General features: G+C 60.8%; 20 protein-coding genes. 10 read left to right on the top strand and 10 right to left on the bottom strand.

The features are described from left to right. Positions 1–82: 82 nt before the first annotated feature. Positions 83–1,891, bottom strand: coding sequence for a sodium-extruding oxaloacetate decarboxylase subunit alpha (oadA, locus tag MFF34_RS02510; protein ID WP_027592105.1), 1,809 nt, complete (start codon positions 1,889–1,891; stop codon positions 83–85). A gap of 11 nt (positions 1,892–1,902) precedes the next feature. Continuing rightward, positions 1,903–3,318, bottom strand: a complete 1,416-nt coding sequence (locus tag MFF34_RS02505) for an acetyl-CoA carboxylase biotin carboxylase subunit (protein ID WP_027592104.1) — start codon at positions 3,316–3,318, stop codon at positions 1,903–1,905. Positions 3,319–3,507: 189 nt separating this feature from the next. Between MFF34_RS02505 and MFF34_RS02500 the strand changes: the two genes are divergently transcribed. Next, positions 3,508–4,470: a LysR family transcriptional regulator gene (locus MFF34_RS02500; RefSeq protein ID WP_027592103.1), complete on the top strand. Its 963-nt coding sequence runs from the start codon at positions 3,508–3,510 to the stop codon at positions 4,468–4,470. Here MFF34_RS02500 and MFF34_RS02495 read toward each other — a convergent pair. Both MFF34_RS02495 and hexR read right to left on the bottom strand, forming a co-directional pair. Continuing rightward, positions 4,412–4,630 (bottom strand): PA3496 family putative envelope integrity protein, encoded by a 219-nt coding sequence (locus MFF34_RS02495; RefSeq protein WP_081717438.1) that lies wholly within the window; start codon positions 4,628–4,630, stop codon positions 4,412–4,414. The genes MFF34_RS02500 and MFF34_RS02495 overlap by 59 nt on opposite strands. A gap of 240 nt (positions 4,631–4,870) precedes the next feature. Then, positions 4,871–5,737, bottom strand: coding sequence for a transcriptional regulator HexR (gene hexR, locus MFF34_RS02490; protein WP_027592102.1), 867 nt, complete (start codon positions 5,735–5,737; stop codon positions 4,871–4,873). A 103-nt stretch (positions 5,738–5,840) separates the two neighbouring features. On the opposite strand from hexR, the gene zwf reads away from it, so the two are divergent. The 5 genes from zwf to MFF34_RS02465 all read left to right on the top strand — a co-directional run bounded on the left by zwf (position 5,841) and on the right by MFF34_RS02465 (position 11,481). Beyond that, a complete protein-coding gene (gene zwf, locus MFF34_RS02485) occupies positions 5,841–7,283 on the top strand; it encodes a glucose-6-phosphate dehydrogenase (RefSeq protein WP_027592101.1) in 1,443 nt (480 codons plus the stop codon). An 85-nt stretch (positions 7,284–7,368) separates the two neighbouring features. Further along, positions 7,369–7,686, top strand: coding sequence for a hypothetical protein (locus MFF34_RS02480; protein ID WP_186679338.1), 318 nt, complete (start codon positions 7,369–7,371; stop codon positions 7,684–7,686). A 122-nt stretch (positions 7,687–7,808) separates the two neighbouring features. Then, on the top strand, positions 7,809–9,992 hold the full coding sequence (gene uvrD / locus MFF34_RS02475; RefSeq protein WP_099430829.1) for a DNA helicase II: 2,184 nt from the start codon (positions 7,809–7,811) through the stop codon (positions 9,990–9,992). Between the two features lie 113 nt (positions 9,993–10,105). After that, positions 10,106–10,960 (top strand): Tim44 domain-containing protein, encoded by an 855-nt coding sequence (locus MFF34_RS02470; RefSeq protein ID WP_027592098.1) that lies wholly within the window; start codon positions 10,106–10,108, stop codon positions 10,958–10,960. A gap of 113 nt (positions 10,961–11,073) precedes the next feature. Beyond that, the gene (locus MFF34_RS02465) at positions 11,074–11,481 is read left to right on the top strand and encodes an SMI1/KNR4 family protein (protein ID WP_099455749.1); all 408 of its coding nucleotides are present in this window, start codon (positions 11,074–11,076) and stop codon (positions 11,479–11,481) included. A gap of 156 nt (positions 11,482–11,637) precedes the next feature. Here the strand turns inward: MFF34_RS02465 and MFF34_RS02460 are convergent, their stop codons facing one another. Next, positions 11,638–13,398, bottom strand: coding sequence for a cation:proton antiporter (locus tag MFF34_RS02460; protein WP_238210044.1), 1,761 nt, complete (start codon positions 13,396–13,398; stop codon positions 11,638–11,640). A 323-nt stretch (positions 13,399–13,721) separates the two neighbouring features. On the opposite strand from MFF34_RS02460, the gene MFF34_RS02455 reads away from it, so the two are divergent. Continuing rightward, positions 13,722–14,207 carry an acyl-CoA thioesterase gene (locus MFF34_RS02455; RefSeq protein WP_027592095.1) on the top strand — a complete coding sequence of 162 codons (486 nt, stop codon included), beginning with the start codon at positions 13,722–13,724 and terminating at the stop codon, positions 14,205–14,207. Here the strand turns inward: MFF34_RS02455 and pdxY are convergent. Further along, positions 14,204–15,076 carry a pyridoxal kinase PdxY gene (gene pdxY, locus MFF34_RS02450; protein WP_238210042.1) on the bottom strand — a complete coding sequence of 291 codons (873 nt, stop codon included), beginning with the start codon at positions 15,074–15,076 and terminating at the stop codon, positions 14,204–14,206. The two genes, MFF34_RS02455 and pdxY, sit on opposite strands and share 4 nt — an antisense overlap. 120 nt (positions 15,077–15,196) lie before the next feature. Between pdxY and MFF34_RS02445 the strand changes: the two genes are divergently transcribed. Next, a complete protein-coding gene (locus MFF34_RS02445; RefSeq protein ID WP_027592093.1) occupies positions 15,197–15,586 on the top strand; it encodes a DUF3301 domain-containing protein in 390 nt (129 codons plus the stop codon). Here the strand turns inward: MFF34_RS02445 and MFF34_RS02440 are convergent, their stop codons facing one another. Genes MFF34_RS02440 through zigA form a run of 3 tightly spaced genes read right to left on the bottom strand, consistent with a single transcriptional unit; the run spans position 15,587 to position 18,430 of the window. Beyond that, positions 15,587–16,558 carry a GTP-binding protein gene (locus tag MFF34_RS02440; RefSeq protein WP_238210040.1) on the bottom strand — a complete coding sequence of 324 codons (972 nt, stop codon included), beginning with the start codon at positions 16,556–16,558 and terminating at the stop codon, positions 15,587–15,589. It lies immediately after the preceding gene. 40 nt (positions 16,559–16,598) lie between these two features. Next, complete coding sequence (locus MFF34_RS02435) at positions 16,599–17,225, bottom strand: DUF1826 domain-containing protein (RefSeq protein WP_238210038.1); 627 nt, start codon at positions 17,223–17,225, stop codon at positions 16,599–16,601. Next, the gene (zigA, locus tag MFF34_RS02430; protein ID WP_238210036.1) at positions 17,222–18,430 is read right to left on the bottom strand and encodes a zinc metallochaperone GTPase ZigA; all 1,209 of its coding nucleotides are present in this window, start codon (positions 18,428–18,430) and stop codon (positions 17,222–17,224) included. Before zigA ends, MFF34_RS02435 begins: the two co-directional genes overlap by 4 nt. Positions 18,431–18,545: 115 nt before the next feature. Between zigA and MFF34_RS02425 the strand changes: the two genes are divergently transcribed. Next, positions 18,546–18,926, top strand: a complete 381-nt coding sequence (locus MFF34_RS02425) for a glutamine synthetase (RefSeq protein ID WP_186679328.1) — start codon at positions 18,546–18,548, stop codon at positions 18,924–18,926. 21 nt (positions 18,927–18,947) lie between these two features. Beyond that, positions 18,948–19,853, top strand: coding sequence for a GTP cyclohydrolase FolE2 (gene folE2 / locus MFF34_RS02420; RefSeq protein ID WP_238210034.1), 906 nt, complete (start codon positions 18,948–18,950; stop codon positions 19,851–19,853). Here folE2 and MFF34_RS02415 read toward each other — a convergent pair. Continuing rightward, positions 19,837–20,364: a DUF3617 domain-containing protein gene (locus MFF34_RS02415; RefSeq protein WP_099430837.1), complete on the bottom strand. Its 528-nt coding sequence runs from the start codon at positions 20,362–20,364 to the stop codon at positions 19,837–19,839. The two genes, folE2 and MFF34_RS02415, sit on opposite strands and share 17 nt — an antisense overlap. Positions 20,365–20,445 lie beyond the last annotated feature (81 nt).

Below are 20,445 nucleotides of genomic sequence, written 5' to 3'. Positions count from 1 at the left end.
GTCCAAAATATGCAATTTAATGCATAAAAAAGGGGAGCATTCGCTCCCCAGAGGTAAACCGTTTTTTAGCTGAAGGTTTCTATCAACCTTCGATCTCGATCAGGATCTCGCCCGGGGTGACGCGGTCGCCCTTGGCCACGTGGATGGCCACGACTTTGCCGGCGATCGCAGCCTGTACTTCGGTCTCCATCTTCATGGCTTCGGTGATCAGCACGGCCTGGCCGGCCTTGACCATGTCGCCTTCCTTGACCAGTACATCGACGATGTTGCCAGGCATGGTGGTGCTGACATGGCCAGGGTCGGTGGCCTGCTTGCGCTTGCTGCCGCCGCCGCCGACGAACTCGTTGAGCGGTTCGAACACCACTTCTTCCGGCATGCCATCGATCGACAGGTAGAAGTGGCGCTTGCCCTCTGCCTTGACGCCCACACCGGTGATGTCCACACGGTAGGTTTCGCCGTGCACGTCGATGACGAACTCGGTCGGCACGCCTTCGCCGCCAGGTGCGGCAATGGCGCCGGCTTCCGGGATCGGCAACAGGGCTTCTGGGGTCAGGGTGCCGGCTTCACGCTCTTCGAGGAACTTGCGGCCGATGTCCGGGAACATGGCGAAGGTCAGCACGTCTTCTTCGCAACGAGCTAGGGCGCCGATGTCGTTACGCAGCTTGGTCATTTCTGGCTTGAGCAGGTCGGCCGGGCGCACGTCGATCACTTCTTCGCTGCCAATGGCCTGGCGGCGCAGTTGCTCGTTGACCACCCCCGGGGCCTTGCCGTAACCGCCTTGCAGGTACAGCTTCACCTCGTTGGTGATGGTCTTGTAGCGCTCGCCGGCCAGCACGTTGAAGAACGCCTGGGTACCGACGATTTGCGAAGTCGGGGTCACCAGCGGAGGGAAGCCGAGGTCTTCACGCACCCGCGGGATTTCCGCCAGCACTTCGTTCATGCGGTTGAGGGCGCCCTGCTCCTTGAGCTGGTTGGCCAAGTTGGAAATCATGCCGCCCGGCACCTGGTTGACCTGTACGCGGGTGTCCACCGCGGTGAATTCGCTTTCGAACTGGTGGTACTTCTTGCGCACGGCGTAGAAGTACAGGCCGATTTCCTGCAGCAGCTCCAGGTCGAGGCCTGTGTCGAACTCGCTGCCCTTGAGCGCCGCGACCATCGACTCGGTGCCAGGGTGGCTGGTGCCCCAGGCGAAGCTGGAGATTGCGGTGTCGATGTGGTCGGCACCGTTTTCCACAGCCTTGAGCTGGCACATGGCAGCCAGGCCAGCGGTGTCATGGGAGTGGATGAACACCGGCAGCGACTGCTCGGCCTTCAGTGCCTTGACCAGCTCGCCCGTGGCAAACGGGGTCAGCAGGCCGGCCATGTCCTTGATCGCCACCGAGTCGCAACCCATGGCTTCCATCTGCTTGGCCTGGTTCACGAAGGCTTCGATGGTGTGCACCGGGCTGGTGGTGTAGGCGATGGTGCCCTGGGCGTGCTTGCCGGCGGCCTTGACCGCTTCGATGGCCACGCGCAGGTTACGCACATCGTTCATGGCGTCGAAGATGCGGAACACATCGATGCCGTTGACGGCGGCCTTGGCGACAAAGGCTTTGACCACGTCATCGCTGTAGTGGCGGTAGCCCAGCAGGTTCTGGCCGCGCAGCAGCATTTGCAGGCGGGTGTTGGGCAGCGCGGCGCGCAGCTTGCGCAGGCGCTCCCACGGGTCTTCCTTGAGGAAGCGCACACAGGCGTCGAAGGTGGCACCGCCCCAGACTTCCAGCGACCAGTAGCCGACTTTGTCGAGCTTTTCGCAGATCGGCAGCATGTCTTCGGTACGCATGCGGGTGGCCAGCAGGGACTGGTGGGCGTCGCGCAGGATCGTGTCGGTTACGTGGATTTTCTTGGACATTATTAGGTTCCTCACAGGCCTGCGTGGGCGGCGATGGCGGCGGCGATGGCCAGGGCCAGCTCTTCGGGTTTGCGCTTGATCGAGTAGTTGGTCAGTTCAGGGTGGCTTTCGACGAAGCTGGTGTTGAACTGGCCGCTACGGAATTCCGGGTTGCGCAAGATTTCCTGGTAATACGCCGCGGTGGTTTTCACCCCTTGCACGCGCATGTCGTCCAGGGCCCGCAGGCCGCGGTCCATGGCTTCTTCCCAGGTCAATGCCCAGACCACCAGTTTCAGGCACATGGAGTCGTAGAACGGCGGAATGGTGTAGCCGGTGTAGATGGCCGTGTCGGTGCGCACGCCTGGGCCGCCGGGTGCGTAGTAACGGGTGATCTTGCCAAAGCTGGGCAGGAAGTTGTTTTTCGGGTCTTCGGCGTTGATCCGGAACTGCAGCGCGTAGCCGCGGTGCTGGATGTCTTCCTGCTTGACCGACAGCGGCAGGCCCGACGCGATGCGGATCTGCTCACGCACGATGTCGATGCCGGTGATTTCCTCGGTGATGGTGTGCTCCACCTGCACCCGGGTGTTCATTTCCATGAAGTACACCTCGCCATCGGCGAGCAAGAACTCCACGGTACCGGCGTTTTCGTAATTCACAGCCTTGGCTGCACGCACCGCCAGGTCGCCGATGTAGGCACGCTGCTCGGGGGTGAGCTGTGGGCTTGGGGCGATCTCGATGAGCTTCTGGTTGCGGCGCTGGATCGAGCAGTCGCGCTCGAACAGGTGCACCACGTTGCCGAAGCTGTCACCGAGAATCTGCGCCTCGATGTGCTTGGGGTTGACGATGCACTTTTCCAGGAACACTTCCGCCGAACCGAAGGCCTTGGTAGCCTCGGAGATCACCCGGGGGAAGTTCTGCTCCAGCTCTTCACGGCTGTTGCAACGGCGAATACCGCGGCCGCCACCGCCGGAGGTGGCCTTGAGCATCACCGGGTAACCGATGCGGTCACCTTCGCTCAGGGCTTCATGGATATCGGCAACGTTACCTTCGGTGCCCGGTGTGACCGGGACGCCGGCCTTGATCATGGTGCGGCGCGCTTCGGTCTTGTCGCCCATGCGGCGAATGACTTCGGCAGCCGGGCCGATGAACTTGATCCCGCGCTCGGCGCAGATCTCTGCCAGTTCAGCGTTTTCCGACAAGAAACCGTAACCCGGGTGCAGGGCATCACAACCGGTTTCGACAGCGAGGTTCACCAGCTTGCGCGGGTTCAGGTACCCGGCCAGCGGCTCGGCACCGATGCTGTGGGCCTCGTCAGCGCGCTTCACGTGCAGCGCATGACGGTCGGCGTCGGAATAGATCGCTACCGAGCGAATGCCCATCTCGGCGCAGGCACGCACGATCCGAACTGCGATTTCACCTCGGTTGGCGATCAGGATTTTTTTTATCACTGGAGTCTTCCCAAAGCCGTAGGAACAGTCGAGCCGGTTCTACCGGTCGGCGCGTGACCAGACGTTGCTGGCCAGTCGCACATTCACCCTAGCGCTGTAGGTCGATAAACAAAAATCAATATTTGTTAGGGGCAGTATTAGCAAAAGCTTATAGTGCCGTAACAAGGTTTTGCCGGAGCCTGGATAAAAATGCGTAAGTCCTTGATGCGTATGACTTTACGTCAGTTACAGATCTTCAACGAAGTGTGCGATCTGCGCTCGTACAGCCGCGCGGCCGAGGAGATGGCGCTCACGCAACCCGCCGTTAGTCTACAGATCCGCCAGCTTGAAGAACTGATCGGCCAGCCGCTGTTCGAGTACGTCGGCAAGAAGCTCTACCTGACCGAAGCGGCCGAAGCGCTGCAGCGCGCCAGCCGCGACATCTTCGGCCGGCTAGAGAGCCTCGACATGCAACTCTCGGACATGCAGGGCTCACTGCAAGGGCAGCTGAAGCTGGCGATCGAGTCCAGTGCCAAGTACTTCGTGCCACACCTGTTCGCCGCCTTCAAGCAACGACACCCGGAGGTCAACCTGACGCTCACGGTGGTCAACCGCGCCCAGGCGATCCGGCGCCTTTCGGACAACCGTGACGACCTGATCATCATGTCCATGGTGCCGCAGGACATGGGCCTGGAGTTTCTGCCGTTCTTGAACAACCCGATCGTCGCCGTGGCCCCGCCGGACCATCCGCTGTGCAAGCTCGAGCACCTGCGCCTGCAAGACCTTGAGCCTCATACCCTGCTGGTCCGCGAACAAGGCTCGGGCACCCGCAAGGCGTGCGAGGAGTACTTCAAGGACAAGCGTGTGCACTTCACCCAGACCCTCGAAGTGGCCTCGGCCGATGCCCAGCGCGAGTGTGTGATTGCAGGCTTGGGCATCGCCCTGCTGACCCGCCATGCGTTGAACATGGAGCTGGCAACGGGGGTGCTGAAAGAATTACCGGTGGAGGAACTGCCGCTGTACCGAAGCTGGTGCGTGGTACAGGCCAAGGCCAAGCGGCAGTCACCGGTGGCCCTGGCATTTTTAGCGTTCATCCGCAGCGAACGCGTGCTTATCAGCGCAATTGTGGAGCGTTTTTCGGGGAAGTCGCTGCCGACGCCTGCCACACCGTGAGCGCTTGTAGCTCAGGGTAGTCGGCCAAGTCACGAAGCAATTGACGCTGGTCGCAGTAGCTTTCGATCGCGCGGCGATACTCCATGCGGCGCTGATCCTTTTCCTGCTGCTTGCGAGCCTTGGCGTTGGGTTGGTACGTACCGTCGAAGTCACGAGCCATTGCCTGTCTCCCAGTTAGGATGCGGGAGTTTCAGACTGGCGCTGGCGGTTTACGGTTTTGCGGTGGGGAGGTTACAAAACCATGAATTTTCGCGGGCTTCATCGCTGGGCCTTGCGCCCGCTGGAGCAGCCTTGTGCTGCGAAGAGGCCATTGATAGCAGCGAAGATTCATGGCGTTTACACCGGCCTCTTCGCAGCGCAAGGCTGCTCCTACAAAGGGCCGTGCAGATGATCGCGAGGGTCAGTCGTCGGTAGCCTTGATCGACTTGGGCGACAACCGCAGGCTGCGCAAACTGCGCTTCACGCTCTTGAGGTGGTTGACCAGGCTCGGCCCACGCGCCATGGCAACGCCCATGGCCAGCACATCGATCACCACCAGGTGCGCAATGCGGGAGGTCAGCGGGGTGTAGATCTCGGTGTCTTCATGCACGTCGATCGCCAAGTTAACGGTGGAAAGCTCCGCCAACGGGGTTGCGCTCGGGCACAGGGTGATCAGGTTGGCGCCACTTTCACGCACCAGGTTGGCGGTGATCAGCAGGTCTTTGGAACGGCCCGACTGGGAAATGCACACTGCTACATCGCCTGGCTTCAAGGTGACCGCCGACATGGCCTGCATGTGCGGGTCGGAATAGGCGGCGGCACTGAGCAGCAGGCGGAAGAATTTGTGCTGGGCATCGGCAGCCACCGCGCCGGACGCGCCAAAACCGTAGAACTCCACACGCTGCGCCTGCGCCATCGCGCTCACGGCCTGCTGCAGCGCCTGCGGGTCGAGGTGCTCGCGCACTTCCATCAGCGTGTGCAAGGTAGTGTCGAAGATCTTCAGGCTGTAATCGGCGACCGAATCATCTTCATGGATCGCGAACTGGCCAAAACTGGCCCCGGCGGCCAGGCTCTGCGCCAGCTTCAACTTGAGGTCCTGGAAACCTGAACAACCTATCGCCCGGCAGAAACGCACGATGGTCGGTTCACTGATACCCACGTTGTGCGCCAAATCGGCCATCGAGCTGTGCATGACGGCAGCCGGGTCTAGCAGCACGTGGTCGGCCACTTTCAGTTCCGATTTGCGCAGCAGGTGGCGCGATTGGGCGATATGTTGCAACAGATTCACGGGCTGGACTCGGTTATGATCGGCTGGCCGGGATGTAGCTTTCTTGTAGTTATACTACATGGGCGCCAACCCGCCCAGTTAAACGAACGTGGAGAGTGGTGGTTTGACTATTCCTTGCGACATTCTGGTCTTCGGTGGTACCGGCGATCTGGCCCTGCACAAACTGCTTCCAGCGCTCTATCACCTGTTTCGCGAGGCTCGCCTGAACAACGCCGTGCGGATCATCGCCCTGGCGCGGCGCAACCTGCCACGTAACGACTACCTGAAACTCGCCGAGCGCCATTGCCGGGCGCAGATTGCCCGTAATGACTTCGACGAGGAGGTCTGGCAGCGGTTCTCCGCCCGGCTCGACTACTTCGCCATGGACGCTGCGCAAAGCGCCGACTTCGGCCGCCTGGCACGCTACCTCGGCGAGCCCGGCGGGCTGACGCGGATCTTCTACCTGGCCACCGCCCCCAACCTGTTCGTGCCCATCGCCAACCACCTGCGCATCGCCGGCCTGGCCGACCCCGAGGCCCGTATCGTGCTGGAAAAACCGATTGGCCATTCACACGCGTCCGCCACGGCCATCAATGAAGCGATTGGCGCGGTGTTCGAGGAAGCCCAGGTGTTCCGCATCGACCACTACCTGGGCAAGGAGACCGTGCAGAACCTGATGGCCCTGCGTTTCGCCAACGCCCTGCTGGAGCCGGTCTGGCGCAACAGCCAGGTCGACCATGTGCAGATCAGCGTCTGCGAAACCCTGGGTGTGGAGAACCGCGGCGGCTACTACGACCGCGCCGGCGCGACCCGCGACATGCTGCAGAACCACCTGCTGCAGTTGCTGTGCCTGGTGGCCATGGAGCCGCCGGCGCAGTTCGAGGCCGAGGCGGTGCGGGACGAGAAAGTGAAGATTCTACGTGCCCTGAAGCCGATCACCGGCCAGGACGTACAGGACACCACCGTACGCGGCCAATATGGCGCCGGGCGCATCGGCGGGCAGGAAGTGCCGGCGTACTACTTCGAAAAAGACGTGGACAACGACAGCGACACCGAGACCTTCGTTGCCGTGCAGGCCCACATCGACAACTGGCGCTGGGCCGGCGTGCCCTTTTACCTGCGCACCGGCAAACGCATGGCGCGGCGCTCGTCGCAGATCGTCATCCAGTTCAAGCCAGTGCCCCACGAGCTGTTCAACGGCGGCCAGGTCAACCAGCTGCTGATCCAGCTGCAGCCTGAAGAACGTATCAGCTTGCGCATGATGACCAAGAGCCCTGGCAAGGGCATGCGCCTGGAGCCGGTCGACCTGGACCTGAACCTGGCTCAGGTATTTGGCCAGACGCGCCGCTGGGACGCCTATGAACGCCTGTTGCTGGACATTTTGGAGGGTGATTCGACGCTGTTCATGCGCCGCGATGAGGTCGAAGCAGCCTGGGCCTGGATCGACCCGATCATCAAGGGCTGGGAGGAGCACTTCCAGGCCCCACGCCCCTACGCGGCTGGCAGTAACGGGCCTGAGCAGGCCAACAGCCTGCTGGCGCACCAGGGCAGGCATTGGCACAGCTGAACTGTTTCTGGCTGCGATGATGTTCGTGGGTGCATGACCCTGTGCTCACGCGGCACTTCGTCGCGCAACTTCGGAGAACAGAAACATGACCCTCGACACCAAAGGCTGGGTTGCCCAAATGGACAACATGCCTGGCGCTACCGCATTTCGCGTATCCGGCAGCGTCATGGTTGGCCACCCCGGTATCCACCCGACCCTGAGCCTGCGCAAGATGCAAGACAAGTCCTTCGCGCTGGCACTTGAATTGACGCTCGAAACCGACCAAGGCATTTATCCACAGGTGGTCACGCAAAAGCCGGTGAGCTTCAACATGCCAGGCGACCACAGCAACATCCCCAAGGTAGACATCTTTCACGATGGCGCCCTGATCACCAGCATCAGCGAGATCATGGTGACCTACTGAGCACCCGGCCTGCCTTTAAGGCAGGCCCTTGCTCGAGCGCTCGGATGAACGGTGGGCCTGCAGGGTGAACATTTATACAGTAGACGTTTGCCCCATCCCTTGCCTCGCCCTAGAATGGCCCGATGCGCACAGATGACCTCTCCCTCCTGCTGAACTCCCTCAATGACGCCCAACGCCAGGCCGTAGCCGCCTCGCTCGGGCGTCAACTGGTGCTTGCCGGCGCCGGTTCCGGTAAAACCCGCGTGCTGGTGCACCGCATCGCCTGGCTGATCCAGGTCGAGCAGGCCTCGCCGCACTCGATCTTGTCGGTGACCTTCACCAACAAGGCCGCGGCAGAAATGCGCCAGCGGATCGAGCAGTTGCTGGGGATAAACCCGGCGGGCATGTGGGTGGGCACCTTCCACGGCCTGGCCCATCGCCTACTGCGCGCGCACTGGCAGGAAGCCCGGCTGGTGCAGAACTTCCAGATTCTCGACAGCGATGACCAGCAGCGCCTGGTCAAGCGGGTGATGCGCGAACTTGGCCTCGATGAGCAGAAGTGGCCAGCACGCCAGGCGCAGTGGTTCATCAACGGGCAGAAAGACGAAGGCCTGCGCCCCCAGCATATCCAGCCCGGCGGTGACCTGTTCCTGTCGACCATGCGCGACGTCTATACCGCCTACGAACAGGCCTGTGAGCGCGCCGGGGTCATCGACTTCTCCGAGCTGCTGCTGCGTGCCCTGGACCTGTGGCGCGATCACCCTGGCCTGCTGGAGCATTACCAGCGGCGCTTCCGCCATGTGCTGGTGGACGAGTTCCAGGACACCAACGCCGTGCAGTACGCCTGGTTGCGCCTGCTTGCGCGCGGTGGCGACAGCCTGATGGCGGTGGGTGACGACGACCAGTCAATTTACGGCTGGCGCGGCGCCAAGATCGAAAACATTCACCAGTACACAGCCGACTTCCCCGACGCCGAGATGATCCGCCTGGAGCAGAACTACCGCTCCACCGGCGGCATCCTCAAGGCAGCCAACGCCTTGATCGCCAACAACAGTGGGCGCCTGGGCAAAGAGCTGTGGACCGACATGGGCGAAGGCGAACCGCTGACCCTGTACGCGGCCTACAACGAACACGATGAAGCGCGCTACGTGGTGGAAACCATCGAGAGCCTGATCAAGCAAGGCAATGCGCGCAACGAAATCGCCATTCTGTACCGCTCCAACGCCCAGTCGCGGGTGCTGGAAGAAGCCCTGCTGCGCGAACGCATTCCGTACCGCATCTACGGCGGCCAGCGCTTCTTCGAACGTGCCGAAATCAAGAACGCCATGGCCTACCTGCGCCTGCTCGAAGGCCGTGGCAACGATGCAGCGCTGGAGCGGGTCATCAACGTGCCACCGCGCGGTATCGGCGAAAAAACCGTCGAAGCCATCCGCGACCACGCCCGCCACAGCCAGCTGTCGATGTGGGAGGCGATGTGCCAATTGATCGCCGCCAAAGCCCTCAAGGGCCGCGCCGCCAGCGCCCTGGGGGCGTTCATCGAGTTGATCGAGGGCTTGGCCGCCAAAGTTGTGGACATGCCACTGCATACCATGACCCAGGTCACCATCGAACAGTCCGGCCTGATCCTCTATCACCAGGAAGAAAAGGGTGAAAAGGGCCAGGCACGGGTAGAAAACCTTGAGGAACTGGTCAGCGCTGCGCGCAACTTCGAGTCCAGCGACGAAGACGCCGACCTCTCGCCGCTCTCCGCCTTCCTTGGCCACGCGTCGCTCGAAGCGGGCGATACCCAGGCCGACGAGCATGAAGACAGCATTCAGCTGATGACCTTGCACAGCGCCAAAGGCCTGGAATTCCCCTACGTGTTCCTGGTGGGCATGGAAGAAGGCCTGTTCCCGCACAAGATGAGCCTGGAAGAGCCTGGCCGCCTTGAAGAGGAACGTCGCCTGGCCTACGTGGGCATTACCCGCGCCATGCGCCAGCTGGTCATGACCTATGCCGAGACACGTCGCTTGTATGGCAGCGAGACCTACAACAAGGTGTCGCGTTTCGTACGCGAGATTCCGGCAGGCCTGGTCCAGGAAGTGCGCCTGTCCAACAGTGTCAGCCGCCCGTTCGGCGGCGCGAAGGCCACCACCAGCAACCTGTTCGCCAATGCCAACATTCCGCAGACCGCCTTCAATCTCGGGCAGCGGGTGCAGCATGCGGTGTTCGGCGAAGGGGTTATCCTCAACTTCGAAGGCTCTGGCGCCCAGGCACGTGTGCAGGTGAATTTTGCCGAAGGCAGCAAGTGGCTGATGCTGGGGTACGCCAAGCTCGAGGCGGTGTAGGCACCGCCTTGTAACATTCAGGCAAAAGCTCGAAACATTATGTCGCTGGTCATGTGCCCGGGAACCTGTGCACCATGACGCGCGTGCAATCCACAACAGGGGATATCCCACTTATGCAACGTTTTCTTAGCATCGCTCTGGCGCTCTGCGTCGGCTTGACGCTGAGCCTGGACGCCAACGCCAAGCGGTTCGGCGGCGGCAAGAGCTCGGGCTCCGCGCCTATTCACCAGACCCGTCAGGCCACGCCAACCACGCCTGCCGCCGCGCCGACCGCGCCAGGCCGTGCACCGGCTGCCGCCAGCGGTGCTTCGCGCTGGCTGGGCCCACTGGCCGGCCTCGCCGCCGGTGGTCTGCTGGCCTCCATGTTCATGGGTGACGGCTTCCAGGGCATGCAGATCATGGACTTCCTGATCATGGGCCTGATCGCCTTCCTGGTGTTCCGCTTCATTGCCGCGCGTCGCCGCCAGCAGCAGCCGCAAATGGCTGCACCGGGCCATGCGCCGTTCCAGCGTGAAGCCCACGCACAGCCTGCCCAGCCGTCGGTCTTCGGTGGTTCGGCCGCACCTGCCGCTGCAGCCGCTCCGGTGATCAACGCACCGGCCTGGTTCAACGAGCAGAGCTTCCTGGCTGCCGCGCAAAGCCACTTCCAGTCGCTGCAGCAGCACTGGGATGCCAACGAGATGGACAAGATCGCCGAGTTCGTCACGCCGCAGATGCTCGAGTTCCTCAAGCGCGAACGTGCCGAGTTGGGTGATGGCTTCCAGGCCACCTACATCGACAACCTCGAAGTGCAGCTGGACGGTGTAGACGACCGCGCCGACCGTACTGACGCCACCCTGACCTTCCGTGGCGTGTCGAAGACCTCGCGCTTCGACCAGGGCGAAGTGTTCAGCGAAAGCTGGCACATGGTTCGCGCCCAGGGCGAGAACCAGCCTTGGCTGGTCGCCGGTATCCGTCAAAACGGCTAACCGACAGGCGCACTACAAAAACCCCGGGCCTTGTCCCGGGGTTTTTGCTTTTGCCACAGTGGGCTACTAGGGTATAACGCGCAGCGTTGTCATCAGGTAAGAGGAAGTGAACCGTGGAAGAAGTGATCGAACAACTCCGTGAAGCCAATGAACCGGTACCGGTACCTTTGGAGCTTCCCGATGAAGATCAGCTGGTAGAAATCGAAGAGCAGCTGTTCATCAACATTCCCTTCGTGTTCAAGGAGTTCCTGCTGACCGTCAGTGATGTGGTCTACGGCTCGCTGGAACCTGTCACGGTCACCGACCCGCAGTCGCATACCTACCTGCCGGATGTTGCATCCAATGCCTGGGATGCCGGCGTGCCGCGCGAGCTGATCCCGATCTGCCAGGACGGTGATAACTATTACTGCGTGGAAGAAGACGGCACTGTCGTGCTGTGGGATGCCGAAGAAGAAATCGTCCTTGAAGACAGCTGGGAGTCAGTCTGGCACTGGGCGCGGGACGTCTGGCTGGAAAGCTGATAATTCCTACAAAAGCATCAGAAATATCGCCAGGAAAAACAATGGCTCATAGCCATTAATGCGATTAAAATCGCCAGGCTTTCTGCGCCTGGCGACATCGCTACCGCTCCATCCCCTCGGACGACGGTGAAATCTTGCGCAGGGAGCATTACCTCCTCAGTGCGAATTCTCGCGGCTGTTTTCCAGCGTCTCCAGCAAGGCAATCTGCATGCGCGTGTGCACGCGGATAAACCAACGCCACAGCAAAGCCACCACCACTGCCGCCACCACCGCAATGACCAATAGCAGTTCATTGGTGGGCAGGATGCTCGCCGACAGCGCCGACAACAGCAGGAAGATCACCAGCAGCGACAGCAGCGGGATTACCTCGGCAATCACACGCCGCACACGCTGGGTGTGACGCCCCGCCATTTCAGGCTTAACGCCCATTTCCGCCAGCAGCATCGACAGCGCCTTAAGCTTGCGATAGGCCGCAATCAGGAACGGCAGCGACAGCAGCAATGCCGCCCCCCAGATCACCGCCTTTTGCTGGCTGACATCGGTGAACCACTCACTGAGCCAGTTGCCAATGCGCCCAGCGAAGTAACCACCGCTGAAGAAGATGGCAATCACCAGCGCCAGGTTAACGCCAACCTGCAACAGGATGCGGCGGATCATGGCTGCCAGCATGGCACCCTCACCTTGCGGCTGAATGTTGCGCAACCATTCGCCATACAGCGACAGCACACGCGCCAGACGGCTCGGCACCACCTTACCCAGCTTCAATGACAGGGGGTCGGCCGCACGGATCAGATAAGGCGTCAGCAGTGTGGTAATGGCCGAAACAGCAACCGCCACCGGATAAAGGAAATCACTGGTGACCTGCAGGGTCATGCCCAGCGCGGCAATGATGAACGAGAACTCGCCGATCTGCGAAAGCCCCATGCCGACACGCAACGAAGTGCGGCCATCATTGCCCGCGATAAACGCCCCCATGCCACAGGACAACATCTTGCCCAGCACTACTGCCAAGGTGATGACCACGATCGGCCAGGCGTAGTCGATCAGTACCTGAGGGTCGATCATCAGGCCGATGGCGACAAAGAAAATGGCGCTGAACAGGTCACGTACCGGCTCGATCAGTTGCTCGATCTTCAGCAGCTGGCGCGACTCGGCCATGATCGCGCCAATCAGGAAGGCGCCCAGGACCATGCTGTATTCCAGCTTCACCACCAGCAGGCAGAACCCGAAACACAGGCCCAACACGGTAATCAGCAACATCTCGTTGCTTTCGAATTTCGCCACATAGGCCAACAGCCGTGGCACCAGCAAGATGCCAATGACCAGCGCGACAATCATGAACAGCGACAGCTTGCCGACCGTGGAAAACACCTCGCCAGAGCTGACCGTGCCGCTGACGGCGATGCCCGAGAGCAAGGCGATGATGCCGATACCGAGGATATCCTCGACGATCAGCACGCCGAATATCAGTTGAGCGAAGCGCTCGTTCTTCATCTTCAGGTCGTTGAGCGCCTTGACGATGATGGTGGTCGAGGAGATCGCCAGGATTGCGCCGAGGAACAACGAATCCATGGTGTTCCAACCGAACCAGCGACCGATCTCGAACCCGATCCAGATCATCAGCACGATTTCCAGGAACGCCGCGATAAACGCTGTGGCGCCGACCTTGAACAGCTTGCGCAGGCTGAACTCGAGCCCCAAGCAGAACATCAGGAAGATCACCCCGAGCTCGGCGAGGGTCTTGATGGTGTCTTCATCGTGGATCAGGCCAAACGGCGGTGTGTGTGGGCCGATGATGAAGCCGGCGACGATATAGCCCAACACGACGGGTTGCTTGAGGCGGTGGAAGAGAATCGTGACCACCCCGGCAACCAGCATGATCACTGCCAAGTCCTGGATGAAGCTGATGGCATGCATGGCGCGATACTCCTTTTATCGAATGCCCGGGCAGACCGCTCCTCTGCCAAAGCAAACCGAGCGAGCAGCAAGTACATACTGTATTGAATGCAGGAAAGCCCATGTTGCATGGGCGTACTCAGGTTAACATCGCACCCCGCCGCATAACGCCGATGCAATATGTAGAAACAGATCGGCAGGTTAACCGCCGCCGATGGCGTGATCAGCGTGACCATGGCGCAACAGAAAACGTCCCGTACCAGGCAGGCAAACTCAAAGAGGGGAAAAAGAACGTGTCAGCAGATACCCGCCCCGATTCAGCGCAACCTCACCGTGAGCACACTATGGAACCTGGAAACGCCCAGCTGAGCATGACCGTCCTGATGACCCCGGACATGGCCAACTTCTCCGGCAACGTGCATGGCGGCACCTTGCTCAAGTACCTGGATGAAGTCGCCTATGCCTGCGCAAGCCGCTACGCCGGCAGCTACGTGGTGACCCTGTCGGTCGACCAGGTGATCTTCCGTGAACCCGTGCACGTGGGTGAACTGGTGACGTTCCTCGCATCGGTCAACTACACCGGCAACACCTCGATGGAGGTGGGCATCAAGGTGGTGACCGAAAACATCCGGGAACGCTCGGTACGCCATTCCAACAGCTGCTTCTTCACCATGGTGGCGGTCGATGACAACCGCCGCCCGGTAGCGGTGCCGCCGCGCCAACCGCACAGCAGCGAGGAGAAGCGCCGGTTCCTGCAGGGCCAGCAACGCCGGCAAATCCGCCAGGAGCTGGAAAAACGCTACCAGGACCTCAAGACCGACGCCGTTTAAAGCGCCAGGCGCTGCGCCTCGAAGCGCACGCGCGGGTGGGCGATACGATCCTGGGCCCGCACCAGCTGCAGTTCGTAGCTGGCACAGGCCTGGGTTTCGAGCAGCACTTCATGCACTGCCGAGGCCGTGAACTCGAATGCCTGCAGCCACGTGTCGCCAAGCAGCACACGGGCCAGGAACAGGCCGGAGGTCAGGTCGCCCACGCCCACCGGCTGACGCGGGAAAGCCAGCAGCGGGCGGCGCAGGTGCCAGCTGTCTTCGGCGGTCACCAACAGCATCTCGAACTGATCCTCGGCGCGCCCGGGATACGCCAGGTGCTTGACCAGCACCACTCTCGGCCCGCGCGCGAGCAGGCTGCGCGCCATCTGCACGCAATCTTCCAACGACCGCGCACGACGGCCACAAAAACTGTCCAGCTCCAGCTGATTAGGGCAAAGGATATCGGCCCGGGCGGCCGCTTCTTCAAGCAGAAACTCGCTCACTTCCTGCGGTACGATGCAACCTTTCTCGGGGTGGCCCATGACCGGGTCGCATAGGTACAGCGCTTTGGGATTCACGCCCTTAATGCGCTCGACCCCCGCCAGGATTGCCCGCCCCTGTTCGGCACTGCCCAGGTAGCCAGAAAGCACCGCATCGCAATGGCCCAGCTCGCCGATGTTGGAAATGCCTTCCACCAACGCAGGAATTTGCGCTGGAGCAAGCACGTCGCCTGCCCACTGGCCATACTGAGTATGATTGGAAAACTGCACGGTATTGAGCGGCCAGACATTGACCCCAATACGCTGCATGGGAAACACCGCGGCGCTGTTGCCGGCGTGGCCGAACACCACATGTGACTGGATGGCGAGCAGGTGCGGGGTACGTTTCATGCGGGAGATTTCCAAAGCTGTTTCAAGGATTGTGCGCAGCGCAGTATGAACTCGATTGCCACCTGTACGACAGGCCAGGGACGCAGTTAAGCTGGTTCGACCTGTTTGGAGCATACGCAAATGTTGACCCTGGAGAATCTCTTCGTCCTGATGCTGGTCGCCACGGCAGGCGCTTGGTTGTGGCACAACCATGGGTTGCGCGAGAAAGCCTTGGAGCGGGTCAAGCAGCATTGCGCCAAGCTCGACCTCGAACTGCTCGACGATGCCGTTGCCCTCAAGCGCATCGCCTTTGTCCGTGACGCCAACGGCAAAAAGCGCCTGGCGCGCATCTATGCCTTCGAGTTCACCGTGACCGGTGAGCAGCGTCACCCCGGCACCGTCACCCAGTTCGGCGCCCACAGCGTGCAGATCGAACTGGCGCCCTACCCGTTCGAAATCAAGACGCCACCGCGCACTGACAATGTGATCGAGATGCAGCAGTGGCGCCAAGAGCACAACCGCTGGCGCTGATCAACGCATAAGGCATTCCTTCAAGCCGGCCTCAAGGGCCGGCTGCGGTTGAGCATGATCAAAAATCAGCTCGATGCGCGTATCCCTGCGCCAGTCGCTCGGCTGCCAGTCCGGCAGCACCCCGTCCAGCCCATTGAAAGACTGCCAGCCTTGACCTGTGTGGATAACTCCCTTGGCGCGGCGCCACGGCCAGGCGTGCAAAAACGCTAATACGCGTTGTGGATAAAATTGCTGACTGGGATGCCAGCGCCAACCAATACTCCAACCTCCCTCCCCTTGCTGCGCACTGCAGATCGGCTCATTGGGCTTATTCCATAGGGTTGCAGGCGTATTTCCCAGATTGTCGACAATCCTGTTATCCACATCTGGCGGCGAAATACCCCCTGTGGATGAAATCGGAAGCCGCGAAATGGGCAGCATCCCCTGGCTTGTCCAAAGCATATCTTTTTGTGGAAATTTCTTAGTTATCAACAACCTATGATATTCATCCACAGCCTCGGATTTGTTGAAAACCACTGTCTTGCAGGCCTCGAAAGCGTGTAGTTGAGCCTCTGGAAGCGGCTCGTCGCGGAGCATTTTCTGAGCATCCACAACCATGAGAAATGGCTGGATTGTCAGCACTCCAACCCAAGGCGCTTGCTGAAGTTGAGCGAGCAACTGCAACGGATGGCCTAGGCCGGAGGGCTCGATGAACAATCGATCAGGTCGGGCCTTGCGCAACAGCCGGCCCAAACCCACCTGGAACGGCATGCCATTGACGCAGCACAGGCAGCCCCCAGCGACTTCACCGATGGCGATGCCGTCCTCGTCGCGGCTTAGCAAGGCGGCATCGAGCCCCACCAGGCCGAACTCATTGATCAACACGGCCCAACGCTCACCGGCGGGGCGTTGGGCCAGCAAATGACGGATGAGCGTGGTCTTGCCGGCGCCCAGTGGGCCGGCAATCACGTGGGTAGGGATGTTCTGCAACATGGCATGGCTTCAGGCTGGAGGTTCACCTCACTATGCGCCGTCACGCCAGCCAGTCAAGGCTGAGCAACAAGCGCCCTTGGCGCCCGGAGGGGGAGCGATGAACCAACCCAGCGCCCTCGTTGCCCTGCCACTTTTCGCCTTTCAGCACGGCCACTTCGCCTGCCTGTAGGCACTGAATGTTATCCACAGGTGGCACGGCCTGGTGTAATCCGCGCCGATCCACAGCGCCTTCTTTCAGCCACTCGCTACCGGGGCCTGCATAGCTGGTAAGCAAGCGCACCGGCACGTGGTCCACATGGAAGCGCGGGCACATCGGCCCTTGCAGCACACGCAGGCGCAGGCCCACTCGGCGCGCACCGAGCAGGCAGGTATAGGCAGCCACCAGCCAGCTGACATCGGCGACAAAGCTCTCATAGCCTTGCAGGTCGGCAGCTTCGCGCAACAGACCGGTCAACGCCGGCATCTGCTGTTCGTCCACATCGATTACGCGCTGGTCAGCCAAGGGTTGGCCGAGGCTGATGACCAGCTGTGCAAAATCCTCCAGTTGGGCCGGCAAGCGCCGACGCCATACCGCCAGGTTCACGCCGTCCTGCAGAACCTCGGTCAGCACCTGGGGCGAATCACCGAACACCTGAAAGATATCCACAGGCTTGAGGGCAGGGTTCATGCTGCCACCTCTTCATGCCAAGGGCCGAATGGATCGGGCAGAAGCAACCAACCCATCGGGCCCAATTCCATTTCTGAATCCGTCAACAGGCAGCTTTCAAGCTCTGTGGATAACTTTTCGAAGTCGATATTTTGCCCGATGAACACCAATTCCTGGCGGCAGTCACCCGCCTCCACAGTCCAGTATTTCAGTATCGCCTCGGCGTTATCCACATCCTGCGGCCACTGTTCACGCGGTACGAATCGCCACCAGCGCCCGGCCATGCCATGGCGCATCATGCCCCCTGCCTGAGACCAGCTACCGGCCTCCTGATACTTGCTGGCCAGCCAGAAAAAACCTTTCGAACGCAGCAGCCTACCGTTGCTCCAGGGCTTGTGGATAAAGTCGAAAAAGCGTTGTGGATGAAGTGGGCGCCTCGCTTGCCAGGTGCTTGCGGCGATGCCGTACTCTTCGGTTTCCGGCACATGCTCGCCACGCAGCTCCTGCAGCCAGCCGGGGGCTTGTGCGGCCTGGTCGAAGTCGAACAGGCCCGTGTCGAGGATGCGCGCCAGCGGTACCTCCCCCATCACCATGGGCACAATCTGCGCCCGGGCGTTGAGGCTGCGCAAAATGGCCATGAGTTCTTCACGTTCGTGCTGGCTGATCAAGTCGATCTTGCTCAACAGCAACACGTCGGCGAACTCGACCTGCTCGATCAGCAGGTCGCTGATTGAACGCTCATCGTCATCACCTAGGGTCTCGCCACGGCTGGCCAGGCTGTCCGCTGCCTGGTAATCGCGCATAAAGTTGAGGCCATCGACCACCGTGACCATGGTGTCCAGCCGGGCCATGTCGGACAGGCTGCGGCCCTGCTCATCGCGAAAGGTGAACGTCTCGGCCACCGGTAGCGGCTCGGATATGCCGGTGGACTCGATCAGCAAATAGTCGAACCGCCCCTCTTCGGCTAAGCGCGCCACTTCCTCGAGCAGGTCTTCGCGCAGCGTGCAGCAGATGCATCCGTTGCTCATCTCGACGAGTTTTTCTTCTGCGCGGTTCAGGCTGACGTTGCGTTGCACCTCGCTGGCATCGATGTTGATTTCACTCATGTCATTGACGATGACCGCGACGCGCAGGTTGTCGCGGTTACGCAGTACATGGTTGAGCAAGGTGCTTTTGCCGGCGCCAAGAAAGCCAGACAGCACGGTAACGGGGAGACGGTTGGGCATGGCGAAACCTCTTCAGGCAGACGCATTCGAAACGATGCATTGCATAATGTTATAAAGTAACAATACAATTTCGCCAAGCTGTTCTCGTCGGAAGAGTGATCGCCGGAGATGAAAAATGAAGCCTCCACGCGCTGTGCTGATGCTGTTGCTGGCCATGCCCGCAACGCTGCTAGCCATGCCACAGAGCAACCCGTTGGCACTGTGTACCCGCAGCGCGACCTTGTTGGCCTGCCAGGATGGCAAGGGCAGTTACTACAGTGTGCGCACTGAAGGCAGCACGTTCTATCTGCGTGGCTATGAGCACGTGAGCCGCCGTTCATGGGCGCAAACCAACAGCCGCTATGGTGGGTTGACCTTCTACACCGGCTTGGCCAGCGACGGCGAGGCTTGGGTGGGTTATAGCCGCCGTATCGGCTGGACCACGTTGAACCGGGTGTCCAGCTCCAGTGGGCAGCGCTTCAACCTGCACTGCAGCTTGATTGGCGGTTGCCGCTGATCTTTTCGTTTGGAATCACACATGACCCAACTCTCGCTTCCCGATATTGCCGCACAAGCTCAACAGTACGCCTTGCCCCTCGACTGGGTAGGTATGTGCGGGATCGCTGTGCCTGTGCAATTCGAAGGTCGCATAGCCGCTGCCACTGTCGACGCGGGCGTGAGCCTGGTGGACGGCAGCTCACGTGGTATCCACATGTCGCGCCTGTACTTGGCATTGGAATCACTGGAGCATCAACCACTCACTCCCTTAGCGATTCGTCAGCTACTGGCAGATTTTCTGAGCAGCCATGAAGGGCTCTCTTCCGCTGCCTATCTGCGCCTAACCTTCGAGCACCTGTTGAAACGGCCAGCTCTGATCAGCCCATTGGCAGGTTGGAAAAGCTATCCGATTACCCTCGATGCCCGCATCGAAAGTGAAGTGTTCCACGTGGAACTATTTGTTTCTGTGCCTTACTCATCGACGTGCCCGTGCTCGGCAGCACTCGCAAGGCAGCTGATTCAGCAGCAGTTTCAGGCAGACTTTGCACAGGGGCAGTTGGATAAAGACAGCGTGCTGGAGTGGCTGGGCAGCAGCCAGGGCATCGTTGCGACGCCCCATAGCCAACGCAGTAGCGCAAAAATTCACGTGCGCCTGAAGCGTAATTTGCTAGCGCTGCCGATTACCGAGTTGATCGACCGTGTCGAGGCGAGTTTGGGTACGGCTGTGCAAACGGCGGTTAAGCGCGCGGACGAACAGGCGTTCGCGTTGGCCAGCGGGCAGAACCTCATGTTCTGCGAAGACGCCGCTCGGCGACTGCATCAATCGTTGCGACAAATAGAATGGGCCACCGCCTTCAAGCTGCGCGTGGAACATGCAGAGAGCCTGCATGCCCACGACGCAGTCGCCACCAGCCAATGGCAATGGGACCTCACGTACGCGGTTTGACCGCGCCACAATCATTGCCCAACCAGACGGCTCGGGTGTTCATGCTGCCTTGCTGCTGCACGCCCGATGCGTTGAACGTACCACTGACCTGGGTGGTGAATTCCTTGTCACTGAGGAAGGTAGCCTGCCCAGTGCCCTGAGCCTTGGGGCAGCTGAACTGGAACTTCCAAACATTACCGGTGCGGTCGGTAATCTTCTGCGTGCAACCCGACTTCGGGTCTTGCAGCGGGATATCGTTGGTTGCCACCTGCTCTTGCGTCAGGCAAGAGCGCACGCCCTTGCCCCCCACTGTCACACCCTGTTTTGCCAGCACCCCTTCCATCATGGCGCGCTGCTCTGGCGGCAGGTTTTTCAACTGGCCGAGCATGAACTCCATGTCGGGTAACGGCTTGCCATCGACCTGCATGTTGCTGGTGGTCAGCTCCCACAAGCCGGGCTGCAACATCTGTGCATGCACCAATGGGCTGCTCAGGCCAAGGGCCAACGCCAACAGTGGCAGACGAATCTTCATGGACGAACGCTCCTGAAAAAAACCGGCCAACGGGCCGGGCTGAGGCTTAGACGCCAAATCCAGCTGCAGGTTGCAAGCCGC

It is taken from the genome of Pseudomonas sp. PAGU 2196 (genome assembly GCF_022179005.1).
In the GTDB taxonomy this organism is placed as follows: Bacteria; Pseudomonadota; Gammaproteobacteria; order Pseudomonadales; family Pseudomonadaceae; genus Aquipseudomonas; species Aquipseudomonas kermanshahensis.
Note: the sequence above shows the minus strand (reverse complement) of the source record. Positions and strands in the feature narration are given on the sequence as shown.